8 protein-coding genes (1 of these 8 cut by a window edge) are annotated in these 13,207 nt (G+C 74.9%); 5 read left to right on the top strand and 3 right to left on the bottom strand.

Going from position 1 to position 13,207, the window contains the following annotated elements:
- Window positions 1–305, top strand: the 3' portion of a protein-coding gene (locus tag ACTVZO_RS23095; protein ID WP_443303247.1) for an MFS transporter. It extends 988 nt beyond the left edge of the window; only the last 305 of its 1,293 coding nucleotides appear in the window; its start codon lies beyond the left edge, outside the window; its stop codon occupies window positions 303–305.
- Window positions 306–433: 128 nt separating this feature from the next.
- Here the strand turns inward: ACTVZO_RS23095 and ACTVZO_RS23090 are convergent, their stop codons facing one another.
- Together ACTVZO_RS23090 and ACTVZO_RS23085 are read right to left on the bottom strand one after the other, a co-directional pair.
- Entirely contained in the window at window positions 434–2,218 is a 1,785-nt protein-coding gene (locus ACTVZO_RS23090) for an ATP-binding SpoIIE family protein phosphatase (protein ID WP_443303246.1), read from the bottom strand.
- Between the two features lie 135 nt (window positions 2,219–2,353).
- Complete coding sequence (locus ACTVZO_RS23085; RefSeq protein ID WP_443300201.1) at window positions 2,354–3,772, bottom strand: NAD(P)/FAD-dependent oxidoreductase; 1,419 nt, start codon at window positions 3,770–3,772, stop codon at window positions 2,354–2,356.
- A gap of 339 nt (window positions 3,773–4,111) precedes the next feature.
- Between ACTVZO_RS23085 and ACTVZO_RS23080 the strand changes: the two genes are divergently transcribed.
- A complete protein-coding gene (locus tag ACTVZO_RS23080) occupies window positions 4,112–4,888 on the top strand; it encodes a TetR/AcrR family transcriptional regulator (protein ID WP_443300200.1) in 777 nt (258 codons plus the stop codon).
- Window positions 4,889–5,133: 245 nt separating this feature from the next.
- The gene (locus ACTVZO_RS23075) at window positions 5,134–7,197 is read left to right on the top strand and encodes a sigma-70 family RNA polymerase sigma factor (protein WP_443300199.1); all 2,064 of its coding nucleotides are present in this window, start codon (window positions 5,134–5,136) and stop codon (window positions 7,195–7,197) included.
- Window positions 7,198–7,243: 46 nt separating this feature from the next.
- On the opposite strand, the gene ACTVZO_RS23070 is transcribed toward ACTVZO_RS23075, so the two are convergent.
- Window positions 7,244–9,460, bottom strand: a complete 2,217-nt coding sequence (locus tag ACTVZO_RS23070) for an asparagine synthase-related protein (protein WP_443300198.1) — start codon at window positions 9,458–9,460, stop codon at window positions 7,244–7,246.
- 639 nt (window positions 9,461–10,099) lie between these two features.
- On the opposite strand from ACTVZO_RS23070, the gene ACTVZO_RS23065 reads away from it, so the two are divergent.
- Window positions 10,100–11,845 (top strand): sporulation protein, encoded by a 1,746-nt coding sequence (locus ACTVZO_RS23065; RefSeq protein ID WP_443300197.1) that lies wholly within the window; start codon window positions 10,100–10,102, stop codon window positions 11,843–11,845.
- Between the two features lie 30 nt (window positions 11,846–11,875).
- Window positions 11,876–13,108 (top strand): L-2-hydroxyglutarate oxidase, encoded by a 1,233-nt coding sequence (lhgO, locus tag ACTVZO_RS23060; protein WP_443300196.1) that lies wholly within the window; start codon window positions 11,876–11,878, stop codon window positions 13,106–13,108.
- Window positions 13,109–13,207 lie beyond the last annotated feature (99 nt).

The following is a 13,207-nucleotide window of genomic DNA, read 5'->3' as shown; positions in this document are numbered from 1 at the left end:
TGGCTCCACTGGTCGCGGACCTGGCTCCGGAGGGCTCCGTGGGCCAGTACAACTCGGCCTTCGCGCTGGTCAAGCAGATGGCGCTGGCGCTGGGTCCGCTCGGTGTGCCGCTCGGCGCCGGGATTCCGATGCTCTACATCGGCGTGTTCATCGCCGTCTCGCTCGGGATCGCCTGGCTGGCGCTGCGGCTCGGCCGACAGCTGACGCCGGTGCAGGACAACCCGTCGCTGTCGCGGGTCGTGGCGCAGGGCGGTCCGGCGGGCCCGGCCGTCGTGGCCAAGGCCGCCGAGCCCGTGCACGCGTAAGTACCTGTTGACGGTGGAAGGCCCCGGTCCGGTGGACCGGGGCCTTCCGTGTGTCCGTACGTCCGGGTGCCCCGGCGTCCGGGGGTGCCCGGCGTCCGGGGGTGCCCCGGTGTCCGGGTGTCCGTCGGTTACTTGTCCGGCAGTGCGAACTCGCACCAGACGGCCTTGCCGCCGCCGGGGGTCCGGCGGGTGCCCCAGGACGAGGCGATGGTCGCGACGATCGAGATGCCGCGGCCCGTCTCGTCGGCCGGTTCGGCGCGGCGGCGGCGCGGGAGGTGGTCGTCCCCGTCGGTGACCTCGATGATCAGGCGGCGGTCGGTGCGGCGCAGCCGCAGGCGCATGGGCGGGGTGCCGTGCTGGAGGGAGTTCGCGACGAGCTCGCTGGCGGCCAGGACGCCGAGGTCGCACAGCTCGACGGGGAAGCGCCAGGAGGTGAGCACCCCCTGGGCGAAGGCGCGGGCGCGCGGGGCGGCCTCGATGCCGCCGAGGAGTTCCAGGGCGGCGTTGTGGAAGAGCTCGGCGTCCGCGCCGGTGCGGGCGGGCTGCTGGAGGACCATCACGGCGACGTCGTCGTCGTGGTCGGCGTCCACGCCGAGGGCGCGCATGAGGCGGTCGCAGATGACGGCGGGGGTGCCCTGGGCGCCGGAGAGGGCGCGTTCCAGGGCGGCGACGCCTTCGTCGATGTCCTCGCCGCGCCGTTCGACCAGGCCGTCGGTGTAGAGGACGGCGGTGGAGCCGGGGCCGAGGGCGATGGTGCCCGAGGTGTGCAGCCAGCCGCCGGTGCCGAGCGGCGGGCCGGTGGGGTCGGCGGCCCTGCGTACGGTGCCGTCCTCGTCGCGGACCAGGATCGGGAGGTGGCCGGCGGAGGCGTACGCGAGCAGGCCCTCGTTGGGGTCGTGGACGGCGTAGACGCAGGTGGCGATCTGGCTGGCGTCGATTTCGGCGGCGAGGCCGTCGAGGAGCTGGAGGACCTCGTGGGGCGGGAGGTCGAGGCGGGCGTACGCGCGGACGGCGGTGCGCAGCTGGCCCATGACGGCGGCCGCGCGGACCCCGCGGCCCATGACGTCGCCGATGACGAGGGCGGTGCGGCCCGCGCCGAGGGTGATGACGTCGTACCAGTCGCCGCCGACGGCGGCTTCGGTGCCGCCGGGCTGGTAGGTGGCGGCGACGCGCAGGTCGTCGGGCTGTTCGAGTTCCTGTGGGAGGAGGGAGCGCTGGAGGGTGACGGCGGCCTCGCGCTGGCGGCGTTCGCTGGCGCGGAGGCGTTCGGCGGCTTCGGCGTGGTCGGTGACGTCGGCGAGGTGGATCAGGATGCCGGCGTGGTGGGGGTCCGTGTCGCCTTCGGCGGAATTGGGGAACTCGACCGGGGTGCAGGTGACGGTGTACGAGTGGGTGCCGCCCGGTGTGGTGCGGTTCTTGGCGGTACGGGGCTTTCCGCTGCGCTGGACCTGGTCGAGGAGCGGGAGGAGTCCGAGCTCGCCGAGTTCGGGGAGTGCCTGGTGGGCTGGGGCTCCGGGGGTGCGGGTGCCGAAGCCGGCCACGTAGGCGTCGTTGACGTAGGCGACGCGGTGTTCGGGGCCGTGGACGAGGGCGACCAGGGCGGGGAGCCGGCCGAGGACTTCGCGTACGGAGAGCTCGTCGGGGGAGGGCACCGCGGCGATGACGGCGGGCCGCCGGGTGGGGGCGACGGCCGGGATGGTGCCGGACCCGCTGCCGGAGCCGGAGACCGTGGGGTCGGCGGGGGAACCGGTGGCGGCGGGCGTGGACCGCTCGGTTCCGGGGTCGGCGCGGCCGCCGCGGGCTGCCGGGACGGAGCCTTCACCCCGCTTGGCCTGAGCGGCGGCGTGTTCGGACCGGGCGGCGGCGCGGCGCTGCGTTCCGGGAAACCGGGCGCTCCAGCGCGTGAAGTTCACTGCGTTCAAGCCTCGTGGTGTCGCAAGTGGTCGCTGTGTCGCTCGTGGTGAGTCGCTGACTGGACGTTGTCACTCTGTGCAGGTGTGAGCCCACCTATGGTCACACGTCCAGTGTGGCCGACCGCACTGACAACGTCAGCCCTGGCTGTCCTGCGGGGGGTTGGGGGCGGGGTTCGGCGGGGGTTCCTTGCGGCCGCCGCCTGCGGCGAGTTCGAATTCTGCCCTGGGGTGTTCGAGTGAGCCTAGGGAGACGATCTCCCGCTTGAAAAGACCTGAGAGGGTCCATTCCGCGAGGACGCGCATCTTGCGGTTGAAGGTGGGGACGCGGCTGAGGTGGTAGGCGCGGTGCATGAACCAGGCGGGGTAGCCCTTGAGCTTGCGGCCGTAGATGTGCGCGACGCCCTTGTGGAGGCCGAGGGAGGCGACGGAACCGGCGTACTTGTGGGCGTACTCGGTGAGGACCTCGCCGCGCAGGGCGGCGACGAGGTTGTCGGCGAGGGCCTTGGCCTGGCGGACGGCGTGCTGGGCGTTGGGGGCGCATTCGCGGCCGGGTTCGGGCGCGGTGATGTCGGGGACGGCGGCGGCGTCGCCGGCGGACCAGGCGTGCTCCACTCCTTCGACGGTGAGGAAGGAGGTGCAGGCCAGGCGGCCGCGCTCGTTCTTCGGCAGGTCGCAGGCGCTCAGCACCGGGTGCGGTTTGACGCCGGCGGTCCACACGACGGTGCGGGTGGGGAAGCGGGCGCCGTCGCTGAGGACGGCGACGCGGTTCTCGCAGGATTCGAGGCGGGTCTCGAGGCGGACGTCGATGTTGCGGCGGCGCAGTTCGCGGATCGTGTAGACGCCGAGCTCGGGGCCGACCTCGGGGAGGATGTGGTCGCCGGCCTCGACCAGCACCCACTTCATGTCCTCGGGCTTGATGTTGTGGTAGTACCGCGCCGCGTAGCGGGCCATGTCCTCGAGTTCGCCGAGGGCCTCGACGCCGGCGTAGCCGCCGCCGACGAAGACGAAGGTGAGCGCGGCGTCGCGGATCGCGGGGTCGCGGGTGGAGGAGGCGATGTCCATCTGTTCGATGACGTGGTTGCGCAGGCCGATGGCCTCTTCGACGGTCTTGAACCCGATGGCGTAGTCGGCGAGTCCCGGGATGGGCAGGGTGCGGGAGATGGAGCCGGGGGCGAGGACGAGTTCGTCGTACTCGATCTCGGTGGGGCCGGCGCCCTCCTCGTCGGTGGCGAGGGTGGTGACGGTGGCCGTGCGCTTGGAGTGGTCGATGCGCCGGGCCTCGCCGATGACGATGCGGCATCTGCCGAGGACGCGGCGCAGCGGGACCACGACGTGGCGGGGCGAGATCGAGCCCGCGGCTGCTTCGGGGAGGAAGGGCTGGTAGGTCATGTAGGGCTCGGGGGTGACCACCGTGACCTCGGCTTCTTCGGCTCTCAGCTTTCTCTGGAGCCGTAGGGCCGTGTACATGCCGACGTAACCGCCGCCGACGACCAGGATGCGGGTGCGGGGCGGGGTACCGGGGGCCGCGCCCCGGGAGTTAGCAGCCTTCACCATCCCATGACGCAACGTGGCCGGGAGTTTGTCCACAGGCCCGGCAGATTGTGTGACCGGCGGTGGGGGTGGGGTGGGGTGCAAGCGGACCTTGGGATCGGCTGGAGATGTGCAGGTCAGGGGCTGCGGAACGAGTGATTCCGAGGGCACGGAACGGAAAAGTGGGGGTGAATGCTCCGATCGGGCGGTGCTCCGTCCGGGGCTGCCTCTTCTGAATTGACTCTGGCTCAACTATGTTCGTATCTCGTCGAGGAGTAGGACCGGGCCCCATGACCGTGGCCCCCTCGGCGTGAAGGCGGGGAGTGTCTCCGGGGGGAGACAGATGATTACCGGGGGAAACATATGAACATTTCCGATTTCCATGGCTCTGCGACCGCGCTCTCGGTCGAGACCAACGGCCGCGGCATCGCGGGCGGCAGCACCACGCACGGCATAGGGCGGTCGACGCCGCTGCGCGTCGATGCCCAGCGCAATCTGGAGCACGTGCTGCGCGCGGCGCGCGAGGTCTTCGGCGAACTCGGCTACGGAGCTCCGATGGAGGACGTGGCGCGGCGCGCGCGGGTGGGCGTCGGCACGGTGTACCGGCGCTTCCCCAGCAAGGACGTGCTGGTCCGGCGGATAGCCGAGGAAGAGACGGCGCGGCTGACCGAGCAGGCCGAGGCCGCGCTGGGCCAGGAGGAGGAGCCGTGGCAGGCACTGTCGCGCTTCCTGCGCACCTCCGTGGCCTCGGGCGCGGGGCGGCTGCTGCCGCCGCAGGTGCTCCGGGTGGGCTCGGCGAGCGAGGACGGCGTCGAGGAGGCCGAGGCGGCGCGGGTTCCGCACCAGCGTCAGGCCGTCACCGCCGGCGGGGCTCCCGATCTGCGCGTGGTGGGCACGCGGTCCGCGAGCGAGGACGAGCCTTCGGAGGACGCGGGCGCCGGTGCGCTGCTCGAGGTCGTCGGCCGGCTGGTCGACCGTGCCCGGGAGGCCGGTGAGCTGCGGACCGACGTCACGGTGGCCGATGTCCTGCTGGTGATAGCGACGGCGGCGCCCGCGCTGCCCGACCCGGCGCAGCAGGCGGCGGCCTCGACCCGGCTGCTCGACATCCTGCTGGAGGGGCTGCGGTCCCGGACCGTGTGACGGGTGCCGGCCGTGTGACGGCCCGGGCCGTGTGACCGGTCCCGGCCGTCTGACGGGGTGACCGTCGCCTGGGTGCGGTGTTCGCGGGTGCCGGCTCGACCGGGCGTCAATCCGTGCGTCAGTACGGGGTTTCGTCGAATCGTGCCCGGATGAGTGGATGGCGTGCGGAGGGGTTCGACGCGTGGCCGCCGTGTGACACGCTTGATCGGTGTACCGGTTGAGTGTGTCGTGCGGGGGCTTCCGCGATGAGCGTTGACGGGCGTGAAGAGTCACTCGGTGGCACCGGCGGCGAGGTCGGGGCGGGCAGCCTGCCCGCCCGGCAGGTGCCCGCTCAGCGCGAACCCGGTGGCCGGCACGCCGCCTCGGCAGGCATCGGCGGTGAGCTGCCGCCCTCCGACGGGGACTTGATCGCCCGGATGCGCGGCGGCGACGACGGGGCGTACGAGGAACTGTTCCGCCGGCACGCCGATGCCGTACGCCGCTACGCGCGGACCTGCTGCCGGGACGGGCACACCGCCGACGACCTGACCGCCGAGGTGTTCGCACGCACCCTTCAGGCGGTACGGGGCGGGGCGGGGCCGGACCAGTCGGTGCGTGCCTACCTGCTCACCACCGTACGCAGGGTGGCCGCGGCCTGGTCGAAGACGGCCAGGCGGGAGCACCTCGTCGAGGACTTCGCCGTCTTCGCGGAGCAGGCGGCCACGGGGACCGAGGGCGGAGCCGGGCTGTCGGGCCTGTCCGGGGACGACACCCTCGAACTGGGCGCGGACGTCCGGGCGATGCACGAGGCCGAGCAGTCACTGGCCATGCAGGCGTTCCGGAGCCTGCCCGAGCGGTGGCAGGCCGTGCTGTGGCACACCACCGTCGAGGAGGCTTCGCCGAGCGCGATCGCGCCGCTGTTCGGGCTCAGCGCGAACGCGACCGCAGTGCTGGCCAGTCGCGCCCGCGAGGGGCTCAAGCAGGCGTACCTGCAGGCGCATGTGAGTTCGGCGCTGAGCGAGGGCGGCGACTGCGCGCGGTACGCGGACCGGCTGGGCGCCTATGCGCGCGGCGGGCTGCGGATGCGGGCGGAGCGGGGGCTGCGCAAGCACCTGGAGGAGTGCGCGAAGTGCCGGCTGGCCGCCGGGGAGCTCAAGGACGTCAACGCGGGCATTCCCGCGCTGCTTCCGGTCGCGGTCATCGGGTGGTTCGCCGCCGGGTACGCGGCCAAGGCGGCCGGGGTGGTGGCCGGTGGGGCCGTCGCCGCGGGCGGTGCCGGGGCCGCTGCGGCCGCCACCGGCGGGTCGACCGCGGGGGCCGGGGCCGCCGGCGGTGCTGCCGGAGCCGGTGCAGCTGGTGCCGCCGGCGGTGCTGCCGGGTCGGGTGCTGCCGGTGGGGCGAGCGCCGCGGGTGGGGTGGGAGGCGCCGCCGGTGGTGCTGCCGGTGGAGCCGGGTCGGGTGGCGGGGCCGGGGGCGCCGTGGTGTCCGAGGGGCTCGGGATGCCGGCCAAGGCCGCCATCGCCGCCGGGATCGCGGTCGCGGCCGCCGCCGGGGTGGTCTTCGCGCTGGCCGGGGACGACACCGAACCGCAGGCCCAGGCGAAGCCCGCGCCCAGCGTGGCGGCTCCCGTGGTGCCGAACGCTCCGTCCTCGCCCGCGCCGAGCCCGCCCGAGGAGGAACCGCCGCCCGCGCGGAGCCCCGTACCGCCGCCGTCGGCCAAGCCGTCGCCGTCCTCGCCCGCCCCGCCCGCTTCCGTCGCACCGCGCCCCTCGCCTTCCCCGTCGCCCAGCCGGGAGAAGCCCTCGCCCAGCCCGTCTCCGAGCCGGACCTCCCCGAAGCCCACCCCGCCGCCCGCGCCGAAGCCCGCAGAGGCGTTCCAGCTGGCCCGGCTCGGGCAGTCGGCGTACGGGGACCACGACGGCCCGGAGATCCAGACCTGGCGCAGCAGCTGGGTGTGGCAGCGGTGGGGCCTCCAGTTGGGCGACCGGAGGTTCGGGCAGGGGATCACCGTGAACTCCCGGTCCTCCGTGGAGATCACCCTCAACCGGCAGTGCACCGCCTTCTCGGCGCGCGCCGGGGTGGACGGCCTGTCGATGCCCACCTGGGGGTCGCCCTGGACGGAACCCGGGGGGAGTTCGGTGCGGTTCTCCGTCTACGCGGACGGGCAGCGGCTGTGGCAGTCCGCGGCCCTCGGGTACGGGGATCCGCCGACGGCCGTGAACGTGTCGCTGGCCGGGCGCAAGACGCTGCGCCTGGTGACGGAGAAGTCCGGTCCGGGCCGGCTGCCCGTGCTGGCGAGCTGGGCCGACTCGGTGATCAGCTGCCGCTGACCGGCCGAAGGCGGGCCGGGTGGCCGGGGCTCGGCGTGGGGCCCGGTCAGGACAGGGCCGGGCGGTGCACGGGGACTCCTTCCGGTACCGCGCGGCGGCGGGCCGCGGACGTGCCCGTCCAGCAGGTGCCGCGGCGGGCCAGGAGGCGGTGCAGCCACAGTTCCATGGAGACGAGTTCCGCCAGCCCGTCGAGCGGGACCGGTCGGCCCTCGGCCGCGTCGAGCAGGGCCTGCTGGACGACCCGGGCGTCGATCAGCCCGGCGTCCGCGAGCAGCGGTGCGGCGAACAGGGCGAGCAGCTCGGTCAGGGCGGCGCGCAGCCCGAGCCGGGTCGCCGTCTCGTTCGGGCTGTGTGCGGTGGCGCCCCAGCCGGGCGGGAGCTCGCGCACCCCGGTCGAGGACAGGACGGTGCGCAGGATCGCGGCGCGGGCCCCGGGCTGGACGCGCAGGGACTCGGGCAGGGCGCGGGCGGCCCGGACGACCTGGTTGTCCAGGAACGGGGCGTGCAGGCGCTGGCTGCGGACCTCCACGGCCTGTTCGAAGACCCGGTGGTCGGCGGCGTGCCGGGCGAGGACCGCGCGGGCCCGGGCCTCCCCCGGGCGCAGGGACAGCGGGGGGCGGCCGGCCGCGGCCGCGAGACGGATCGATACTTCCGCCAGGGCCTCGCCCGTCAGCCAGCCCGCCGCCGGGCCGGGCCGGGACCAGGTCAGGGCGGCGAGGGAGGCGTCCACCGGACCGGAGGCGCGCTCGGTGACCCCGCCCTCGCGGAGCCTGGTCGCGGCGGCTTCCATGCCCGCGCGGTACGTCGTACGGGCGAGTCTTCGGGCTGCGGAGTACACGGTCAGCGGGACCAGCAGGGATTCGCCGGAGGCTCCGGAGGCCGATGCCGAGCGGGCCAGCGCCGCCACCGGGCGCAGCAGGTGGCGGCGGCGGCGGTCCATCAGGAGGTCTGCCATGCGGGCGGGGTGCGCGTCGAGGACCTGCCGGGCGCCGTGGCCGGTGAAGTGGTCGGCCGAGCCGGCGGCCAGCCTGCGCCGCTCGCGGGCGGCGAAGACCAGGGAGGGGCCGGGTTCGTCGGTCAGCGGGCCGTCGAGTTCGGCGTACGGGAGGGCCTCCGCGGCGGCGGCGACCACGACGTGGTGCAGGCGCGGGTCGGCGGCGATGGCGTGGGCCCGCTGGAGTTCGTCCTCGCGGCCCTGCGGGGTGGCCAGGTCGTTGAAGGTGACCGCCAGCAGCCGGGCCCCGGCGGGGCTGGTGAGGGTGCCGGGGGCGCCGGGCAGTCCGGCCGCCAGCAGGGCCAGGGTCGCGGAGGCGCTGCCGCCGGAGAGGTCGGCGCCGACCCCGGGCACCGGGCCGCCGCGGGCCGCGCGCCGGTCGGCGGGGCCCATTCCGGGGACGGGGCCGGGATCGTACGGCGGCGCGGTGTCGGGGGCATGGCGCGGCGCCGTGAGCCGGGCGCGCACGGCATCCACCAAAGCTTCCCGTACGCCCTCCACCGCCCGGTCGGGATCCGCCTGCGGCCCGGCCACCGCGAGCGAGGCGACGGGCTCGTAGCCGGTGATCTCGCGGGAGCCCTCGCGCAGGATGAGCGCGTGCCCGGGCGGGATGCGGCGGACGCCGGAGTACGGTGTGCCGTCGCCCAGTGCCTCCGGGCTGTCGGGGCAGGCCAGCAGGGCCGCGAGATGGCCGATGTCGAGCTGCGCCTCGATGAGGTCGGCGAGCGGGAGGGCGGCCGTGGCGTACGCGGTGCCACTGGCCCAGGGGGTGTAGAAGACGGGCCGCGCGCCCGCGAGGTCGCCGACGATCGTGATCCTGCGGCCCACCTGGACCACGGCGGTGTAGCTGCCGGACCACTGGGTGAGGTGGCGCAGGGCTCCGCCGCGGGCAGCGTAGAGGGCGCGTCTCAGCTCGGCGTCGGTGGCGCCGCAGCAGCCGAGGACGGCGAGCCGGGTGAAGGGGTCGGCCGGGTCGGCGGTGAGGGTGCGGATCTCGTCGGGGCGCCAGTCACCGACGGCCCAGAGCGGGTCGGGGTCTCCCCAGAGCAGCTGGGAGCCGACGGGGTGGACGGTGCGCTCGGCGTCCGCGCCGGGGTCGTCCGCGTGGGCCGCGTCCGCGATGCCGCCGTGCGGCGGGGCACCGCCGCCCGGGTGGCCTGCATCGGGGTGAGCGCGTCGGCCGGAGCCGTGTTGGGGTCCCTGACCTGCGACGCGGCCGGCCGTGCCGAAGCTCGCGGCGATACTGCTCCAACCCACCAACCAGCGCACCGCCGCCTCCCCAGCCTGTGGGCACATGACCGGGGCACGGGCAGCACGGTCGGCGCTGAGGGCGCGGTCGGCGGGACCCCGGGTGGCTCGGGTCCATGCTGCCACGGGACAGGCGTGCGAGAGTGGTTAAAGGGGGCGCACATGCAAACGAACACGCCCCCGCCACGCGGTATTTAGCGTTCCGTTCCTCCCGCCCCATAGGTCGCTTTCAGCCATTCTTCGGCTGCCCTGAGAGGCATCGGAGGCCGCCGGCCCCGGACGCGCGGGCGCGGTCCGGGAGGCGGAATCCGCCCCCCGGCCCGTTCCGCCACCCGCGGGGATTGAGGTAGCGGCATCCCCCGGCCCGTCCGATCCGCGCAGCGGGCCGACCCACGCACCGCACATCGAATCGCCGGGCCCGCGGACCGGCCAGAGCGCACGGGCGGGCGCACGGCCACACGGGCGGAGCACGCGAGGAGACGTGCGCCCCGGACACCGGGCCGGGGCGGACTGTGCAAACGGACAACAATCCCGCCATACGGAAGTCGGGGCCTTAACGCTTGGGAGGCGGGGAACTACGCTGGGTTTACGAAATGCCGGGAGCCTATGCCCCGGCTGTGTATGCGTTGTATGCGTTCCGCGTGTGACGAGGGGTGGCGCATGTCCAGGGAGCTCCGCGAGCCCAATGAGAAGCTCGGCGCCGTCCTCGCCCTCGCGGGCATCAGCAACGCGGGGCTGGCCCGGCGGGTCAACGACCTCGGCGCGCAGCGCGGTCTGACGCTTCGGTACGACAAGACGTCGGTGGCCCGCTGGGTGTCGAAGGGCATGGTGCCGCAGGGCGCCGCTCCGCATCTGATCGCGGCCGCCATCGGCGCGAAGCTGGGGCGGCCGGTGCCGCTGCACGAGATCGGGCTGGCGGACGCGGATCCCGCGCCCGAGGTCGGGCTGGCGTTCCCGCGGGACGTGGGGGCGGCGGTGCGGTCGGCCACGGACCTCTACCGGCTCGACCTCGCCGGCCGGCGCGGGGGTGGCGGGATCTGGCAGTCCCTCGCCGGTTCGTTCTCGGTGGCCGCGTACGCGACGCCCGCCTCGCGCTGGCTGATATCTCCCGCCGACGGCTCGGTGGCGCGCGAGCCCTCGGGGACGGGCGGCTCGGTGCCCGCTCCCGCGGGGCCCCCGGCCGGGGCACCCTCGGCGGGCGCCTCCGTCCAGGACGCGCCGGTGCACGATCCTCCGGCGGGCGGCACGCCGGTACGCAGGGTGCCGGGGGCTCCGGGGCAGGCCGCCTCGCCGAGCACCGGTCAGGCCGCTGCACGGACCGCTGCACCGACCGCTGCACCGACCGCCGGCCTGACCTCTGGACAGCCCGCGGGGACCGCCGCCGGGCCGACGACCGGACCCGTGACAGGTGCGGCGGGGAGCCTGACGGCCCCGCCGTCCACCGTTGTGCCCGTACAGCACGGCGCCGAAACGCCCCGTGACCACGGCCAGCGCGTGGGCCACAGCGATGTCGCCAAGCTGCGCGAGGCCGCCGAGGACGCCCGCCGCTGGGACTCCAAGTACGGCGGCGGGGACTGGCGTTCGTCGATGGTGCCCGAGTGCCTCCGGGTGGACGCGGCGCCCCTGCTGCTCGGCTCCTACACCGACGAGGTGGGCCGCGCCCTGTTCGGCGCGACCGCCGAGCTGACCCGGCTCGCCGGATGGATGGCCTTCGACACCGGCCAGCAGGAGGCGGCCCAGCGCTACTACATCCAGGCGCTGCGCCTGGCCCGGGCGGCCGCGGACGTACCGCTCGGGGGGTACGTGCTGGCGTCGATGTCCCTGCAGGCGACCTACCGCGACTTCCCCGACGAGGGCGTGGACCTCGCGCAGGCCGCCGTCGAGCGCAACCGGGGCCTGGCCACCGCCCGCACCATGAGCTTCTTCCGGCTCGTCGAGGCCCGGGCGCACGCGAAGGCGGGCGACTCCTCGGCCGCGGGAGCCGCGCTGCGGGCGGCGGAGGGCTGGCTGGAGCGGGCCCGGGAGGGCGATCCGGATCCGACCTGGCTCGGCTTCTACTCGTACGACCGCTTCGCGGCGGATGCGGCGGAGTGCTACCGGGACCTGAAACTCCCGCGCCAGGTACGGCGGTTCACCGAACAGGCCCTGTCCCGGCCCACCGAGGAGTATGTACGGTCACATGGGCTGCGCCTGGTGGTGAGCGCGGTCGCCGAGCTGGAGTCGGGCAACCTCGACGCGGCCTGCGCGGCGGGCACCCGGGCGGTGGAGGTGGCGGGCCGGATCTCCTCGGCGCGGACGACCGAATACGTGCGGGACCTGCTGCACCGCCTGGAACCGTACGGGGACGAGCCGCGGGTGGCGGAGCTGCGCGAGCGGGCGCGGCCGCTGCTGGTGGCGCAGGTGTAGGGGCCGCGTGGCCGCGTTGTCGGTGGCGGGGTGCAGTATGCAGGGGTGGGAGGTGTCAGCGTGGGCGGCGGCGTGGACTGCGATGTGCTGGTGATCGGTGGCGGGATCGTCGGCCTGTCGACGGCTCATGCCCTGTCACGGCTGGCTCCGGGGACCAGGGTGATCGTCCTGGAGAAGGAGGCCGGCCCGGCCCGGCACCAGACGGGGCGCAACAGCGGGGTGATCCACAGCGGGATCTACTACCGTCCCGGATCGCTCAAGGCGCGCTTCGCGGTGCGCGGTGCGGCCGAGATGGTCAAGTTCTGCGCGGAGCACGGTATTCCGCACGAGGTGACGGGCAAGCTGATCGTCGCCACGGAGCGCGAGGAGCTGCCACGGCTGCACGCGCTGGTGCAGCGCGGCCGGGAGAACGGCATTCCGGTGCGCGAGCTCGGCCCGGCGCAGATCTCGGAGTACGAGCCGGAGGTGCAGGGCCTGGCCGCGATCCACGTGGGCAGCACCGGCATCGCGGACTACGGCCGGGTGACGGCCCAGCTGGCCGAGTCCTCGGGCGCGGAGATCGTCTACGGCGGCGCGGTCGACCTGATCTCCCGCCGCCCCTCGGCGGTCGCGGTCCGCACCAGCTCCGGGCTGGTGGTCCGCGCCCGGGTGCTGGTGAACTGCGCGGGGCTGCAATGCGACCGGATCGCCCGCCTGGCCGGGGACGACCCGGGCATGCGGATCATCCCGTTCCGCGGCGAGTACTACGACCTGGCCCGGCCCGAGCTGGTCCGCGGGCTCGTCTATCCGGTGCCCGACCCCGCCTTCCCCTTCCTGGGCGTCCACCTGACCCGGGGCATCGCGGGCGGCGTCCACGTCGGCCCGAACGCCGTGCCCGCGCTGGCCCGCGAAGGCTACGACTGGTCCACCGTCCGCCCGCGCGACATCGGCTCCGAGCTGGCCTGGCCCGGATCCTGGCGGATGGCCGCCCGGCACTGGCGGTACGGGATGGGCGAGATCCACCGCTCGCTGTCGAAGCAGGCCTTCACCCAGGCGGTACGGCGCCTCCTGCCGGCCGTGACCGCGGCGGACCTCACTCCCGCCCCGGCCGGGGTCCGCGCGCAGGCCGTCCTGCGGGACGGCACCCTGGTGGACGACTTCCTGATCCAGGACGCCCCGCGCACGGTGCACGTGCTGAACGCCCCGTCGCCGGCCGCCACCGCCTCCCTCCCCATCGGCCGCGAGATCGCCACCCGCGCCTTGCGGACCCTCGGCTCGGCCTGAGCGGGCCGAGGGCGGCCTGGGGCCGGGAGGCGGCCGGGAGGCGGCCGGGGCGGGACGCGGGCCGGGGCGGCCCCCGGGGCAGCGAACGAGTCGCCGGAG

It is taken from the genome of Streptomyces sp. IBSNAI002, assembly GCF_052244475.1.
Classification (GTDB): domain Bacteria; phylum Actinomycetota; class Actinomycetes; order Streptomycetales; family Streptomycetaceae; genus Streptomyces.
This window is presented reverse-complemented; position numbering and strand designations above follow the sequence as displayed.